Annotated in this window: 14 protein-coding genes; 8 read left to right on the top strand and 6 right to left on the bottom strand. The window is 70.6% G+C overall.

Features of this window, described 5'->3' with window-relative positions; all coding sequences use genetic code 11:
* The first annotated feature begins 120 nt into the window (after positions 1-120).
* The gene (locus tag ACLJRL_RS06350) at positions 121-867 is read left to right on the top strand and encodes a thioesterase II family protein (protein ID WP_410655034.1); all 747 of its coding nucleotides are present in this window, start codon (positions 121-123) and stop codon (positions 865-867) included.
* On the opposite strand, the gene ACLJRL_RS06345 is transcribed toward ACLJRL_RS06350, so the two are convergent.
* Positions 857-3586 carry an ATP-binding protein gene (locus ACLJRL_RS06345; protein WP_410655033.1) on the bottom strand — a complete coding sequence of 910 codons (2730 nt, stop codon included), beginning with the start codon at positions 3584-3586 and terminating at the stop codon, positions 857-859. The two genes, ACLJRL_RS06350 and ACLJRL_RS06345, sit on opposite strands and share 11 nt — an antisense overlap.
* A gap of 114 nt (positions 3587-3700) precedes the next feature.
* Here ACLJRL_RS06345 and ACLJRL_RS06340 point away from each other — a divergent pair, with 114 nt between their 5' ends.
* Both ACLJRL_RS06340 and ACLJRL_RS06335 read left to right on the top strand, forming a co-directional pair.
* Positions 3701-4303, top strand: coding sequence for a hypothetical protein (locus ACLJRL_RS06340; RefSeq protein WP_410655032.1), 603 nt, complete (start codon positions 3701-3703; stop codon positions 4301-4303).
* On the top strand, positions 4300-4812 hold the full coding sequence (locus tag ACLJRL_RS06335) for a YceI family protein (RefSeq protein ID WP_410655031.1): 513 nt from the start codon (positions 4300-4302) through the stop codon (positions 4810-4812). Before ACLJRL_RS06340 ends, ACLJRL_RS06335 begins: the two co-directional genes overlap by 4 nt.
* A gap of 4 nt (positions 4813-4816) precedes the next feature.
* Here the strand turns inward: ACLJRL_RS06335 and ACLJRL_RS06330 are convergent, their stop codons facing one another.
* Both ACLJRL_RS06330 and ACLJRL_RS06325 read right to left on the bottom strand, forming a co-directional pair.
* Positions 4817-5248, bottom strand: coding sequence for a DUF6292 family protein (locus ACLJRL_RS06330; RefSeq protein ID WP_410655030.1), 432 nt, complete (start codon positions 5246-5248; stop codon positions 4817-4819).
* Positions 5249-5348: 100 nt separating this feature from the next.
* On the bottom strand, positions 5349-5792 hold the full coding sequence (locus ACLJRL_RS06325) for a MarR family winged helix-turn-helix transcriptional regulator (protein WP_410655183.1): 444 nt from the start codon (positions 5790-5792) through the stop codon (positions 5349-5351).
* 114 nt (positions 5793-5906) lie between these two features.
* Between ACLJRL_RS06325 and ACLJRL_RS06320 the strand changes: the two genes are divergently transcribed.
* Together ACLJRL_RS06320 and ACLJRL_RS06315 are read left to right on the top strand one after the other, a co-directional pair.
* Positions 5907-6305, top strand: a complete 399-nt coding sequence (locus ACLJRL_RS06320; RefSeq protein ID WP_410655029.1) for a DUF5313 domain-containing protein — start codon at positions 5907-5909, stop codon at positions 6303-6305.
* Positions 6306-6331: 26 nt separating this feature from the next.
* Positions 6332-7267: an RluA family pseudouridine synthase gene (locus ACLJRL_RS06315; RefSeq protein ID WP_410655028.1), complete on the top strand. Its 936-nt coding sequence runs from the start codon at positions 6332-6334 to the stop codon at positions 7265-7267.
* Between the two features lie 12 nt (positions 7268-7279).
* On the opposite strand, the gene ACLJRL_RS06310 is transcribed toward ACLJRL_RS06315, so the two are convergent.
* A complete protein-coding gene (locus tag ACLJRL_RS06310; RefSeq protein WP_410655027.1) occupies positions 7280-7885 on the bottom strand; it encodes a hypothetical protein in 606 nt (201 codons plus the stop codon).
* Positions 7886-8008: 123 nt separating this feature from the next.
* On the opposite strand from ACLJRL_RS06310, the gene ACLJRL_RS06305 reads away from it, so the two are divergent.
* Positions 8009-8608 (top strand): hypothetical protein, encoded by a 600-nt coding sequence (locus tag ACLJRL_RS06305; RefSeq protein ID WP_410655026.1) that lies wholly within the window; start codon positions 8009-8011, stop codon positions 8606-8608.
* Here ACLJRL_RS06305 and ACLJRL_RS06300 read toward each other — a convergent pair.
* Complete coding sequence (locus tag ACLJRL_RS06300) at positions 8580-8744, bottom strand: hypothetical protein (protein ID WP_410655025.1); 165 nt, start codon at positions 8742-8744, stop codon at positions 8580-8582. The genes ACLJRL_RS06305 and ACLJRL_RS06300 overlap by 29 nt on opposite strands.
* A gap of 151 nt (positions 8745-8895) precedes the next feature.
* Between ACLJRL_RS06300 and ACLJRL_RS06295 the strand changes: the two genes are divergently transcribed.
* Positions 8896-9525 (top strand): alpha-ketoglutarate-dependent dioxygenase AlkB, encoded by a 630-nt coding sequence (locus ACLJRL_RS06295; RefSeq protein ID WP_410655024.1) that lies wholly within the window; start codon positions 8896-8898, stop codon positions 9523-9525.
* Positions 9526-9545: 20 nt separating this feature from the next.
* Here ACLJRL_RS06295 and ACLJRL_RS06290 read toward each other — a convergent pair whose 3' ends face one another.
* Complete coding sequence (locus tag ACLJRL_RS06290) at positions 9546-10820, bottom strand: cytochrome P450 (protein WP_410655023.1); 1275 nt, start codon at positions 10818-10820, stop codon at positions 9546-9548.
* A 268-nt stretch (positions 10821-11088) separates the two neighbouring features.
* Between ACLJRL_RS06290 and ACLJRL_RS06285 the strand changes: the two genes are divergently transcribed.
* The gene (locus ACLJRL_RS06285) at positions 11089-14214 is read left to right on the top strand and encodes an ATP-binding protein (protein ID WP_410655022.1); all 3126 of its coding nucleotides are present in this window, start codon (positions 11089-11091) and stop codon (positions 14212-14214) included.
* The last annotated feature ends 12 nt before the right edge of the window (positions 14215-14226 follow it).

The following is a 14226-nucleotide window of genomic DNA, read 5'->3' as shown; positions in this document are numbered from 1 at the left end:
CGGACCGCTGTCCCGCCGACAAGACGCGACATGCACCGCACACCATGGACTCGGCCCGCGAATCCCCCGTACATTCCGAACATGCGGGGACGATTTCCACGCGGAGAAGGGGGAATTCCGATGACAGCGCAGGCTCCACACGGCTGGACGCGACGCTTCCACCCGGCGCCTTCCGCCGGGATGCGGCTCGTCTGCTTCCCGCACGCGGGCGGGTCGGCGAGCGCCTATTTCGCGCTGTCCGCGGCACTCTCCCCCGCCGTCGAGATGCACACCGTCCAGTACCCGGGCCGCCAGGATCGCCTCGCCGAACCGGTCATCGACGATCTGTACGTCCTCGTCGAGCGGCTGGTGGACGTCGTTTCCGCCCTGCCCCGGCCGTTCGCCCTTTTCGGGCACAGCATGGGCGCCAGCATCGCGTTCGAGGTCGCGCGAAGGCTGGAAGCGCGTGACATCGTCCCGTCTGCGCTGTTCGTCTCGGCACGGCCCGGGCCCGGAAGGCTCAAGGAGGAGTGGACGCACCTCGACGACGACGCCAGGTTCCTCGCCGAGGTCAACCGGCTCGGCGGTATGGACACGAAGATCCTCGACGACCCCGACCTCCTCGAACTGGCGTTGCCCGCGCTGCGCGGCGACTACAAGGCCATCGAGACCTATCGCTATCGGCCGGGGCCCGGCGTGAGCTGCCCGGTCGTGGCACTCGCCGGCGACGCGGACCCGATTCTGGACCTGCGCGACGTCGAGACCTGGCGCGAGCACACCACCGGCCCGTTCGCGATGGAGACCTTCGCGGGCGGCCACTTCTACCTCGACCAGCATCTCGACGCGGTGGTCGCCCGGATCCTCGGCAGGCTGACCGTCAGTCCCTGACGACGCCTTCGCGGCTCGCCCACGCGACGACCTCGGTCCGGTTCGCCAGCCCCAGTTTCGCCAGGATGCTGCGGACGTGGCTTTCCACCGTGCGTTCGGAAAGCACCAGCAGTTCGGCGATCTTGCGGTTGCTCAGCGCGTCGGCGAGCAGGGCGACGATCTCGCGTTCCCGCCCGGTGAGCGGGTCGGCGGCCCGGCGTCCGGCGCGGATCCGGTCGAGCAGCGCCGAAGCCCTGGCGAGTGGTCCCGGTATGGCCAGGCGGCGGAACTCGTCCGAGGCCTCTCGCGCGATCCCTTGGGCGCGCACAAAAGCGCCTTGGGCGGCCAGCGCTTCGGCGAGCCACAGTCTCGCCCAGGCGACCGCGGGACGCGCGCCGATGGCCGTGTTGATCGCGATGGCCTGTTCGAACAGCCGCGCCGCTTCGTCGTTCCTGCCCAGCACGGCATTGAGCCGGGCGGGCTGCTCCAGCGTCGAGCCGGTGCAGAAGACGCCGGCGCCGCCGGACACGATCGGCCGGACCTCGTCGAGACGGCGCAGCAGATAGGCCGCCATCTCGACGTCTCCGAAAGCTTCGACCAGCGGCACGAGGTTGGGCAGCGCGCCGGTCGCGTGCAGCGCGAACTCCGGGCTCCGCACCAGCGGCGCCAGCTGCTCGTACCGCACCCGCGCCTCGTCGGCCTTGCCCTGGAGCAGGCTCAGCAGCGGCCGCGAGACCAGCGTGACCGGCAGGTGCGGCGCCCGGTCCAGCAAGCCCTCGTAACCCTCTCCCAGATCGCCGGGATCACCGGTGAGCAGCATGAGCTGGGTGCGGAACGCGTACGACATCCCTTTCGCGGAGAAGTCGTCCACGAGTTCGGTGTCGGCCAGTTCTTCGGCCTCGAAGTCGAGTTCGCGGGCCTCGGCCAGATCACCGCGCATCGCCAGCACCGAACTGCGCAGGCGCAGATCGTGCCAGCGGATCAGCGGGAGCCTGGTCAGCCGGGCCAGCGTCGTCACCGCGACGAGTTCGTCGTCGACGAGCGCCATCCGGCCGTCTTCCAGCGCGGCGTCGATCCGCCATTTGTGGCCCCACAAGGAGACCATCGGCTGCCCGGTCCGCGCGCCCAGCTCGGCCGCGAGAGCGCCCAGCCGCAGTCGTTCGGGCCGCGGGAGGGTGTCCGGGTCGACCTTCATCCGGGAACGGACGGCGTCGACGAGCGCCTCGGGGTCGCCGGACTCCTCGGCCACCGAGAAGGCTTCCTCGGCGAGCGCCCCTGCCTCGGCGAAGCGGCCGAAGTCGGCTTCCACCGACGCGCTGTGGGCGAGCAGGCGGGCTCGCGTCGCCTTGTCGACTCCGTCGACGGCCAGCGCACGGGTGGCCAGATCCCGGATTCCGGGCAACAGGTCCGGCGCCGCGACATCCCGCACCACCAACGCCGCCCGCGTGACCAGCCCCAGTTCGGCGGCACGCCGGGCATGGTCGAGGCTCCGCACGAACCGGCCGGTCCGGTACTCGGCGACGGCGAGATCGAGCAGCAGCCCGGCACGGTCCACTTCGGACACCCCGGCTCTCGCGCGGGCGTCCAGCGCCATCGCGAGAAACCTCGCCGCCTCGTCGAAGGCCAGCGCCCGGTTCGCTTCGGCGGCCGCGATCGCCGCCCACTCCGCCGTCTTCCGCGGCGCCGTCGCCGACCGCAGCCAATGCCCGGCGACCGTCCCGGCGAGCGCGGGATCGAGCGCGGCGCGCTTCTCCAGCGCGGCCGCGGCGCGTCCGTGCAGCGCCTCCCGCTCGCCCTGGCCGAGGTCGGCGTAAACGCCGTCCCGGACGACGGCGTGCGCGAACCGGCCCAAGCTCAGCACTCCGGCCCGCACGGCCTGGTCGAGCCCGTCGGCGACGTCTCCCAGAGATTCGCCGGAAACCTCCGCCAGCACGGAAGCCTCGACGTCCTCACCGAGCACGGCCGCGATGGCGAGCAGCCGCCGTACGTCCGGTCCGAGGGCGGCGACCGCCGCGCGGACGAGATGACCCAGCTCCGACCGGCCCGCCGACCGCGCGATCGCGCCGAGGTAGAGCGGATTCCCGCCGGAGCGGCGATGCGCGTCGCGCACGTTCTCCTCGGCGGGCGGCACCCCGGCGAGCTCGGTGAGCAGCACCCGGACCTCGGTCACGGCCAGCGGCGGCAGCGTGAGACTTCGCGCGCCCGGGCGGCGCAGGAGATCCGGCAGGGCGGCGTCCAGCGCGGGGGTGTGCCCGGTGTCCCGGTGCGTCGCGATCACTGCCAGCTTCGAACGCCGCAGCTCCCCCGCCAGGTGCCGGAGGAGACGCAAGGACGCTTCGTCGGCCCAGTGCAGGTCTTCCAGGACGATCACCAGGCCGTCCGGTTCGGCGGCGGCGACCAGCGCGTCGGCCGCGGCGGCCACCAGCCGGAACCTCGCCGCCTGGACGTCCGCGGCGCCTTCGGATTCGGCGAACGCGGTGGTCACGGCCGAATCGACGGACGGGAGCGCCTCGACGACGCGACGCCACGGCCACAGCGGCGGCGCGCCCGGATCGTCGGCGCACCGGCCCCACACCACCGCGGGTGCCGTGGTGGTCGCCTCCTCGACCAGGCGGGTCTTGCCGATCCCGGGCGGCCCGGAGACGAGCACCAGCCCGCCGGAGCCGGCCGCCGCGTCCGCGATCCAGCCCCGCAGGCCGGCCAGCTCGCCTGCCCGGCCCACGAACGGTTCCCGGCTCACGGAAGGAGTATCGCTCCCCGCGGCCGATTCCGTACCGGGCTGCGTACTGGCACTGATGTCCGGGCCCCGCCGTCGGCGCAGAGTCCAAGGCGTCCGAGAGGGAAGGAAAAGCCCATGTACGCCACCGTCCACCAGTTCCGGCGCTCGCTCGAAGGCGAGACCGACGGCTGGGCCCACGCCCTGGCCGCGGAACTCCACCCCGGCACCGGTTCGCCGGGTACCTGCACACTCGCCCAGGTCGGCGGGGTGACCGGGCTCGTCGTCGCGCTGTGGCGCGATCGCGGCTCCGCGCTCGCCGCCGCCGACCATCGCACCCCGGGCACCTTCGACGCCCGCGTGTTCGAAGTCGCCGACGTCGAAGTCGGGACGGCCGAGGCCAAGATCGCGCACGCGACCTGGTTCGACCGTCCGCTCACCCAGGCCGAGGCCGACGCCGCCGAGTTCGGCGGCCGCGAACGGATCTGGCCCGCCGTGCGGAAACTCGGCGGCGTCAGCGGCTTCTACGTCCTGACCGCCGAAGACCGGTCCACCCTCGTCCTCGGCTTCACCGAGTCGATCGAGGCGATGGAAGCCGCCCAGAAGGCGATCATGAGCACCGAGTTGCTGCCCGGCGAGGATCCGGCGCTGCTGCCCGGCCCCGACCGGGTCGACGTGCACCACGTGCTCCACACGTCCCTGCCCTCGCTCGGCCTGGCCCCGGCGGGTGAGCGGCGATGACCACCGGGACGTCCATGCGCACCGGCACCTGGACCGTGCTCGCCGACCGGACCGAGGCCGCGTTCACCGTCTCGAACTTCGGCTTCCGCGAGGTCCGGGGCACCATCCCGGTCACGCTGGGCTCGGTGCGGGTCGACGAAGACGGGGTCAGCGGCGTGGAGGCCGCGCTCGACCTCGACCGCATCGACACCGGTATCGCCAAACGCGACCTCGACCTGCGCAAACCGGGTCTGCTCTCGATCGAAGCGCATCCGGTGCTGACCTTCGCGGCGGGCCGGGTCGAAGGCGGCCACGGCAAGTGGTCGGTCGAAGGAACGCTCGGCGCGCGAGGGACTTCCTGCCCGCTCACGCTGACCGCGTCCGGACCGGAGGACAACGGCGACGGCACCTGGCGGGTCCACGCCAGAGGCGTCTTCGACCGTCAGGCGATCGGGGTCCGCGCGCCGCGGTTCATGATCGGCCGGATGATCACGATCGCCCTCGACGCGGTCCTCACTCCGCCCGGCTGAGCGTTCAGGCCCAGGCGGAAAGCTCCTTGGCCAACGCGGACGGTCCGCCGGCGGTACGCAGCGTCGGCGGGCCGGGCCAGCAGTCCTGGTGGTCACCCGTGCGCAGGGTCTCGACGAACCGGGCCACCCGCCGGGGCTGCGGCGCCACCATCCGGCCGCCGAGATAGCCGACGACGACGTGGTGGTCGTCCCCCGCGTGTTTCGCGACCGCCGCGGACCAGCCGTGCTCCTCGTGCCACAGCAGATCGACGTCACGCTCGGGGAAACCGGAAAGACGCCACTCGAGTTTCAGACAGGCCGTGACCGGACCGGTGAGGTCGGCGGTGCACGAATTCATCCCTATCCCCAGGGCGGAAGCCACGTCCTCCAGGTACGCGTTCAGCCGGGTCATCAGGTCCAGGCTTGATTCCGTGGGGGCGGGGGTCGAGGTGGTCACGGGACCTCTGCTTCCTGTCATCTTGAGTTGGCGTGACAGAAATTACCCACCCCGGACCGGGCTCACACCCTTATTTCGTCACACCCTCGTCACAGTCCGCTCACGCCGTGGCTTCGATGACCCGGGTGAGCGCTTTGTGCAGCGCCTCCAGCTCGGAGACCTCCATTCCGAGCGTCTCCACGACGCGGTACGGGATCTTCTCCGCCTCCGCCCGGAGCGCGCGGCCCGATTCCGTCAGCTCGACGGTCAGCAGCCGCTCGTCCTCGGTACTGCGCCGCCGGGTGACGTAACCGATCGCCTCCAGCCGCTTGAGCAGCGGCGACAGGGTGGCGGCCTCGGCGCGCAAAGCCGTCTTCAGGTCCTTCACCGACTGCGGGCCGCGCTCCCACAGCGCCAGCATCACCAGGTACTGCGGATGGGTGAGACCGTGCGGCTCCAGCAGCGGCCGGTAGATCGCGATGACGCTGCGCGAAGCCACCGACAGCGCGAAACACACCTGCCGCTCCAGCGCCAGCGGGTCCTCGCCCAGGTCGATCGTCTTCATCTCCGGCCCCTCCGCGTTCATGCCGCCGATCCTAGCCGTGGCGTCGGCAACACTAATGATTAGTGTACTAACGATTAGTGTACTGTGACGAGATCGAAGGAAGGGAGTCGTCCGATGCCCCGGAAGCGCCCGGACGTGGTCCGCTGGCTGTGGTACTCGCTGGGCGGCAGGTTGCCCGAGCGCTACCACGACTGGATCCTCCACGACGCGACCACCGGAAGCTGGCGCCTGCGTCACGTCGCCCGCAGCACGGTGATGATCGCGCCGCTGTGCGCGGTGTGGCTGCTCCTGCCCGGCCCGCTCCCTCTGCGGCTGGCGATCGTGCTGATGGCCGCGCTCGTGGCGTACTTCTATTCCATGGCCTACATGGAGGAGAGCATCGAGCACCGGCTCGCCAAGAACGGCTTCCCGCCGGGTATCGGCCGCCGGACCCGCGCCGAGGCCACCGCGATCGCCGAGGCCGACGTCACCGAGCGCTATCTGGCCCGGTACCGCGACCAGACCGGCTCCTGAACCGGCCCCGGCTAGGCTGCGGGGCGATGAGACGCAAGCTCCGCCCGCCGCTCCCGCCCCGGCACGGGCTCGATCCCGCGAGGCTGAAGATGCCCGCCGAGGGCCCGTGGACGACGTTGCGGGAGCACCTCGCCGAGCGGCTCCCCCGCGTCGATCCCGTGAGGATCGAAGAGATGCTCCGCGAGGAACGCATCGTCGGGCTCGACGGGCCGCTGGGCGTCGACGCGCCGTTCGTGCCCGACTCGTTCATCTGGTTCCACCGTGACCTGCCCGACGAGGTCGAAGTCCCGTTCGAGATGTCCGTCGTCCACCGGGACGAGCATTTCCTGATCGCCGACAAACCGCATTTCCTCGCGACGATCCCGCGCGGGCGGCACATTCTCGAGACCGCGCTGGTCCGGCTTAGGCGCGAACTAGACCTCCCGCAGCTCATCCCCGCGCACCGGCTCGACCGGGTCACCGCGGGTCTCGTGCTGTTCGTGATCACCCCCGAACGGCGCGGCGCGTATCAGACGATGTTCCGGGATCGGTTGGTGCACAAGGAATACGAGGCGATCGCGCCCTACGATCCGGCGATCGCGATGCCGCGCGAGATCAGCAGCCGCATCGTCAAGGAACGCGGGGTGATCGCCGCGCAGGAGGTCGACGGGCCGCCCAACGCGGAAACCCGCGTCGAACTGATCGAGCACCGCGACGGTCTCGGCCGCTACCGGCTGCTCCCGGCGACCGGCCGCACCCACCAGCTCCGGCTGCACATGAGCGGCCTCGGGCTGCCGATCCTCGGCGACGACTTCTACCCCGACCTGACCGAGACCCCGCTCGACGACTTCACCGAACCCTTGCAGCTGCTGGCGAAGGTCCTGGAGTTCACCGACCCGATCACCCGGGAACGCCGCCGCTTCGAAAGCGGGCTCAGCCTGCGGGCGTGGACGGACCTCGACGCGTGGCGCCGAGGTCCGTGAAGCCACACCGGTTCACTTGCGCCAGAACTTGACCCCGCTCCAGGTCACCTTGACCGGCCCGGCCCCGCTGGCCGTCCGGTAGGCCCCGAACTTGTCGTAGTAGCTGCCACCGCTGCTGCTCACGGTCTGCTTCAGCGAACCGTTGATATAGGTCTTGTGCGTACTTCCCACCTGGTGCACGGTGTTGACCCGCACCGAGGTCCCGACGGTGGCCCCGCTGCCGAGGGTCGCCCCGCCGTGGACGGCGTAGAGCCGCCCGCCGCGTTCGACCGCGAGCATGAAGTACGGGCCGGCGGTCGGCGCGTCGCGGAAGGTCTGCTTCAGGCTGATCCGGGTGCCCGCCATGCTGGTGATCCGGAACGAGCCCTCGAACTGCCGGGTGCCGCCGGTGTAGGTCACGTAGCGGCGCTCCGCCCGCTGGTCACCGCTCCCGGTGGAACAGGTCAGTTCGAAGGTGAGCCCGTCGACGTTGCCACACCCGCGTTCCTGGACGTTGAACGAGGGATTCTCCGCCGTCCAGGGCCCCGTCCCGACCTGCGCGCCCGCCGGCATCGCCGACGCGACCAGCCCGAGCACGGCCGCCGCGACCACCCCAGCGGTCCGAAGTCGTCTCCGCATCCTGCCTCCTGCACACTCAGGGCGGCGGTGGTCCAGACCAGGACCAGGCTGCGACTGTACGAGCACGAACCGTCATCCGACAAGAAGTTGACGCGCCGATGTCCCGCTGATTGGGTAAATCCGGTGATCCTCTCCATGACGGTCCTCGAAGGCCTGGAAGCCGGGACGATCGACCTGGTGTTCCGGCGCTGGGCGAAACAGAACGTCCGCCCGGGCGACACCCTGAACCTGTCGGCCGGGGTGATCGCCGTCGACTCGGTCGAGATCGTCGACCCCGCCGCCATCACCGACGCCGAGGCCGTCCGTTCCGGGGCGGACTCCGCGAACGCGGTCCGCGGGACGCTGCGTGGCGCCCCGGACGCCCCGGACGCCCCGGTGTACCGCATCCGCCTGCGCCACCTCGGGCCCGATCCACGCCACGCGCTCAGCGCGGACGCCGAACTGTCCGAAAGCGACGTGGCCGGCATCGGGAAGCGGCTGTCCAAAATGGACAAACGCGGTCCGTGGACCCACGAAACGCTACGGCTCATCGCCGACAACGCCGGCCGTCGCGCGCAGGAACTGGCCGAGATCCTCGGCCGCGAGAAGGATCCGTTGAAGGTCGACATCCGCAAGCTCAAGAACCTCGGCCTGACACTGAGTCTCGAGGTCGGCTACCGGATCTCCCCGCGCGGCGCCGCCTATCTCCGGGCGATCAGCGAGGATCCCGGTAGAACGCGCTGAGTTCGGGCACCAGCCGCTCGGCCGGGACGTTGTGGAACTCGCCGTCGAGTTCGACGTGCCGCGCTCCCGGAACGGCCTTCGTGGTGACCACGGCGGCCGTCTTCAGCCAGTCCGTGCTGCCGTTGCTGTTCACCACGAGCGTCGGCGTACCCGCACGTCGAACGCGGCGGTGAGGTCTTCGAACTCCTGCTCGACCGCGTACGGTGTCGCCGCTGCGGCGCAGGCCATTTTATCCGAATCGAACACGCGTTCGACAAACCGTCGTCATCGGGGTACGTTCGGTCGCCATGACCCCCGCGCTTCAAGCCTCGTTGTTCGACGAGTGCGCCACCCTCGGGCTCGGCTCGCTCGGTGCCCTCCGGCGCACTGAGCTGTCCCACGGCGCCTGGATCGACGTGCTCCCGGGCTGGCTCACCGGCGCGGACGAACTGTTCACCCGACTCGCCGAAGACGTGCCGTGGCAGGCCGAACGACGGCAGATGTACGACCGTGTCGTCGCCGTCCCCCGGCTGCTGAGCTACTACCGCGAGGGTATGCCGCTCCCCCATCCGATCGTCACCGAAGCGCGGGACACGCTTTCCGCGCACTACGCGGACGAACTCGGCGAGCCGTTCGTGACCTCGGGCCTGTGCTATTACCGGGACGGCCGGGACAGCGTCGCCTGGCACGGCGACGACACCGGCCGCTCGCGCACCGAGGACACCATGGTCGCGATCGTCTCGGTCGGCGCGGCCCGCCAGCTGGCCCTGCGCCCGCGAGGCGGCGGAGGCGAGACCCTCCGGCACGCGCTCGGCCACGGCGACCTGATCGTCATGGGCGGCAGCTGCCAGCGGACGTGGGAACACGCCGTCCCGAAGACCGCCAAACCGGTCGGGCCCCGGATCAGCATCCAGTTCCGCCCGCGAGGAGTCGCCTAAGGCTCAGTCCAACTAGAGGCTCAGTCCAACAGGACAGGCAGCGCGTCGACGCCGTAGACGATCGAGACCTTCCGGAAGTCCACCTCGTCCGGCTCGATCGCCAGCCGCATCTCCGGGAACCGGCGCACCAGCGCGGGATAGGCGGTGCGCAGTTCCATCCGGGCGAGCTCGGCGCCGATGCAGCGGTGGATGCCCCAGCCGAAGGCGAGATGCGAAGTCGGTTCGCGGGTCGCGTCGAACTTCTCCATGTCGTCACCGAGGACGCCATCGCGATTCGCGACATTGAGCGAGACCAGCACGATGTCGCCCTTGGCGATGCGCACGCCGGCGACCTCCATGTCCTCCTTGGCGAACCGGGGGAAGGCCATCTGCACAACGGTCAGGTAGCGGAGCAGTTCCTCGACGAACTTGTGGACGGCCTCGTCGTCGCCGCGGACGGTCTCGAACAGCGCGCGGTCCTTCAGCAGGACCAGCGCGCCCAGCGCGAGCATGCTCGCCGTGGTCTCCAGCCCGCCGGTGAGCACCCCGTCGGCGAGGCCCGCGAGTTCCCGGTCGTCGATTTCGTCGCCGTGTTCCTTGATGAGCATGCCGAGCAGGCCGTCGCCGGGGTTCTCTCGCTGCTTCTTGACGATGTCGTCCAGATAGGACAGTGACTCCGTCATCGCACCGAGTGACGCGCCCGCGCCGCCGAAGAGATCGAACCGCGCGGTGCTCAGCCGCTGGAAGTCGTCGCGGTCCTCGTACGGGACACCGAGCAGCTCGCAGATCGTCAGTGACGGGATCGGCAGTGCGAAGGCCTCCCACAGGTCGACCGGGCCGTCCGCCTTCTCCATGGCGTCGAGCTGGTCGGCGACGATCTCGTCGATCCGCGGCGTCAGCCGGGCGAGGCGCCGCATGGTGAACTCCGGTGTGAGCAGGCGCCGCAACCGGGTGTGCACCGGCGGATCGGCGAACCCGAGCCCGCCGGGGTTCTGGTCCTCGGTCACGCCCGCGTTCCCGACCAGGTTCGTGAAGTCGCTGCTGAACTCGGTCACCTTGCCGAGCACGGCCTTGGCCTCGTCGTAGCCGGTGACCAGCCAGCCGTTCATCCCGAACGGCAGGTCCAGGTGACTGATCGGCTCCTCGGCGCGGATCCGGCCCAGCTCGGGGACCGGGTCGAGACCGTCGCGCTTGAGCGGCCTCAGCACGTTGTCCGGGATGATCGACATCTTGGACAGGTCGAAACCGTTCTTCTGCTGCCGTGCGAGGTAGCGGCGGCCGATCCACGCCACCACCCGTGAGCGAATGCTCCCCATGCTTCGCACACTACTCCAGCCACGTAGCACCTGACCTGGTACAACAGGCCTCGTTCGCCCGGCCGGGCACGAATTTCGGCGGCGGTTCACCCGCTGTCCCACTCGATTCGTCACAAGGAGGAGGTCGCTTCCGGGCCCCGCGCGGTTCCCAGCGAGTGGGAGACGTCGATCACCAGGCCGCGCTCTCCGGCGCCGCACCGAGCCGGGGTGGTGCCTGACAACCGGTGGGAGTCGTGAGATTGTCGGACCCCACTGGGAGGATTCGGACATGTCAGCCGCGCTTATCGGACGCGACCATCCCGCGGGTGTCCTCCGCGCCGAAATCGGCCGCGCCGCCGAAAGCCACGGCGGGCTGGTGCTGGTCACCGGCGAGGCCGGGATCGGCAAGACCACGCTCGTCACCGGCGCCGCCGAAGAGGCCAAGCGCCTCGGTGCCCTGGTGCTCAACGGGTCCTGCTGGGATTCCGCGAGTGCGCCGGGGTACTGGCCGTGGACGCAGGTGGTGCGCGGGCTGCGGCGCTCGATCGAACCGGGCCGGTGGGCCGCGATGGCGGGCACCGAACTGGACGTCCTGCTCGGCGAGGCCAGGGGTGACGCCGCGGCGGACGGGTTCCGCCTCTACGACGCGGTGACGAGCGCGCTGGTGGCCGCGTCGCAGGACCGGCCGGTCGTGGTGGTGTTCGACGACCTGCACTGGGCGGACACCGCGTCGCTGCGGCTGCTCGAATTCGCCGCGCAGCACACCTGGTTCGAACGGCTGCTGCTGATCGGCACGTACCGTGACGTCGAGGTCGAGGCGGACGGCCACCCGCTCCGGTCGCTCATGCTGCCGCTGCTGGCGAAGGCCACGTCGGTCACCCTCACCGGTCTCGAACCGGACGAGGTCGGTGCGCTCATGGCCAGGACGGCGGGGGCGGAACCGGACGAGGACCTGGTCACCGAGGTCCACCGCCGCACCGGCGGCAATCCGTTCTTCGTCGAGCAGACGGCGCGGCTGTGGCACAGCGGCGGTTCCGCCGAGACGATCGCGCCCGGTGTCGCCGACGCGCTGCAGCGGCGGCTTTCCCTGCTCCCCCAACCGGTTCTGGACCTGCTGACCACCGCCGCCGTACTCGGCCGGGAGTTCCACCGCAGGCTGCTCGCCGGGGTGGCGTCGGCACCCGTCCCGCACGTGGACAGGCTGCTGGACCAGGCCGTCGCGGCCCGGCTGGTCATGGTGCACGGGCAAGGCCGCTTCGCGTTCGCCCACGACCTCGTCCGCGAGACGCTGTACGCGGACCTGCCCGAAGCCGACCGGCGACGACGTCATGCCGCGGTCGTCGCGGCGGTCCGCGCGTCGCCGAAGTCGCCGGACCGGCTCTTCCCCGCCGACCTGGCCCGCCACGGCCTGCTCGCCGGCCCGGAACTCGAGCCCCAGCAGGCCGTCGACCTGCTGCTGGCCGCGGCGATCGACGCCACCGGGCGGATGGCGGCCGAGGAGACCGCGGCGCACTACCGGCGGGCGATGGAGATCGCTGCGGACCCACGACAGCGAGCGGTCATCGCGCTCGAACTGGGCGCGCATCTGACCCGCCACCAGGAGAGCGAAGAGGGACGGCAAGTCCTCGACGAGGCCTCGGTGCTCGTCCGCGAACTCGACGAGGACGATCTGCTCGCCCGGCTCACGCTCACCCTGATCCGGTCGGATCACCTGGGCGCGCGCGTCGAAGAGACCACCGAACTGCTCACCGAGTCGCACCGGCGGCTCTGTGGCAGTAAGCCCGGGGACGATCTCTCCGTCGACCGGATGACGCAGGAACTGACCGCGACGATCACCGTGGCCGCCCGTGACGACCAGGACGATTCCGCGCTGCTGTTCGGCTTGTGGGCGCGGCACGACGCGATCTGGGGTCCGGGCAGCGCCGCGGAACGGGAGAAACTCACCGACGAGCTGATCGTGATCGGCCGCCGCACGGACAATCCGGAGCTGGTGCACTACGCGTCGTCGTTCAAATGGGTCGCGCTGCTGGAACAGGGCGACCCCCGCTATCTCGACCAGTACCGGGACTTCATCGCCATGGCGGGCGACGGCCGGGTGCCGAGTTCCCATCTGGCGTCGATGATCGACCAGAGCATCATCGCCACGCTCCAGGGCCGGTTCGCCGAAGCCGAAGCCTTTCTCCAACAGGCGAACCAAGGTCACGAGGGCCACACTCACCCCCATTTCGGCGATCTGAACCAGCAGCAGCGGTGGATGCGCTGGTGCCTGGAGGGCCGCTACGACGACCTCGCCACGCTGCACCGCGAAGTCGCGAAGGCCGGCTATTCCTACGGCCGGATCATGGCGGCGATCACGGCCTCGGAGAGGGAGGACGCCGAGGAAGCCGTGCGGCTCACCGACCTCGCGGCGGAGGCCGAGCCGTATCCCCGTGAGCTGGAACTGCTGTGGATCCGTTGCCAGGCCCAGGCGGCCGCCGTGTCCCGGGATCCGGAGCGTTGCGAAGCGGCCCGTGCGGCGTTCCTGCCCTACAGCGGGCAATGGGTGATCGCGTTGTTCGGCTGCGACATCAGCGGACCGGTCGACCTCTGGCTGGGCAGGCTGGATCTGGCGCAGGAACGCTGGAATGACGCCGTCGAGCGGCTCACCGCGGCGGCGCGTTCGGCGGACCGGCTGCGCGCCGTCCCCTGGGCGGTCGAAGCCAGGTCCCAGCTGGTGAAGGCACTTCTCGGACGCAACCTCGAAGGAGACGCCGGCGCAGCCGCGGCACTTCTGTCCGAAGTGGACAGAGAAGCCACCGAACTCGGTATGCGCCATATCGTGGCCCGGGTCGCCGAGATCCGGAACCGCGCGCAGGCCCCGGCGGCACCGGCCGCCGAATTCCGCCGCGACGAAGCGGTGTGGACACTGCGCTTCGACGGTGTCACCGCGCATCTGCCGGATTCGAAAGGCTTGCGGGACCTGCATTTCCTGCTGGGCAGACCCGGTTCGGAGGTGCCGGCCGTGCGGCTGCTCGATCCCGAGGGTGGTGAGGTCGTGGTCGCCGCCAAGAGTCTCGGCGGCGACGACGTCCTCGACGACGAAGCGAAAGCCCGCTACCGCCGCCGTCTGGACGAACTCGACGAACTGATCGACACCGCGACCGGGCTGGGCCAGGACGCGCGCGCCGCGACGCTGGACCGCGAACGGGACGCGCTGCTCGCGGAACTGCGGTCGGCGGCCGGGCTCGGCGGCCGCACCCGGCGCTTGGGCGACGAGGCCGAACGCGCCCGCAAGACGGTGACCGCCCGGATCCGCGACACCTTGCGCAAACTCGACGAACTGCACCCGGGGCTGGCCGCGCACCTGCGCGCCTCGGTCACCACCGGTTCGTCGTGCCGCTACGCACCGGAAGACAAGGTCCCCTGGCGGCTTTGAGCCGCCAGGGGA

Origin of the sequence: Amycolatopsis sp. lyj-112 (assembly GCF_046549055.1) — a bacterium.
In the GTDB taxonomy this organism is placed as follows: domain Bacteria; phylum Actinomycetota; class Actinomycetes; order Mycobacteriales; family Pseudonocardiaceae; genus Amycolatopsis.
Note: the sequence above shows the minus strand (reverse complement) of the source record. Positions and strands in the feature narration are given on the sequence as shown.

Excerpts from the sequence above, each read along its gene's own strand:
- ACLJRL_RS06350 (WP_410655034.1), top strand. The coding sequence starts at position 121 with ATGACAGCGCAGGCTCCACACGGCTGGACGCGACGCTTCCACCCGGCG.
- ACLJRL_RS06340 (WP_410655032.1), top strand. The coding sequence starts at position 3,701 with ATGTACGCCACCGTCCACCAGTTCCGGCGCTCGCTCGAAGGCGAGACC.
- ACLJRL_RS06335 (WP_410655031.1), top strand. The coding sequence starts at position 4,300 with ATGACCACCGGGACGTCCATGCGCACCGGCACCTGGACCGTGCTCGCC.
- ACLJRL_RS06325 (WP_410655183.1), bottom strand. The coding sequence starts at position 5,792 with ATGAAGACGATCGACCTGGGCGAGGACCCGCTGGCGCTGGAGCGGCAG.
- ACLJRL_RS06320 (WP_410655029.1), top strand. The coding sequence starts at position 5,907 with ATGCCCCGGAAGCGCCCGGACGTGGTCCGCTGGCTGTGGTACTCGCTG.
- ACLJRL_RS06315 (WP_410655028.1), top strand. The coding sequence starts at position 6,332 with ATGAGACGCAAGCTCCGCCCGCCGCTCCCGCCCCGGCACGGGCTCGAT.
- ACLJRL_RS06310 (WP_410655027.1), bottom strand. The coding sequence starts at position 7,885 with ATGCGGAGACGACTTCGGACCGCTGGGGTGGTCGCGGCGGCCGTGCTC.
- ACLJRL_RS06295 (WP_410655024.1), top strand. The coding sequence starts at position 8,896 with ATGACCCCCGCGCTTCAAGCCTCGTTGTTCGACGAGTGCGCCACCCTC.
- ACLJRL_RS06290 (WP_410655023.1), bottom strand. The coding sequence starts at position 10,820 with ATGGGGAGCATTCGCTCACGGGTGGTGGCGTGGATCGGCCGCCGCTAC.
- ACLJRL_RS06285 (WP_410655022.1), top strand. The coding sequence starts at position 11,089 with ATGTCAGCCGCGCTTATCGGACGCGACCATCCCGCGGGTGTCCTCCGC.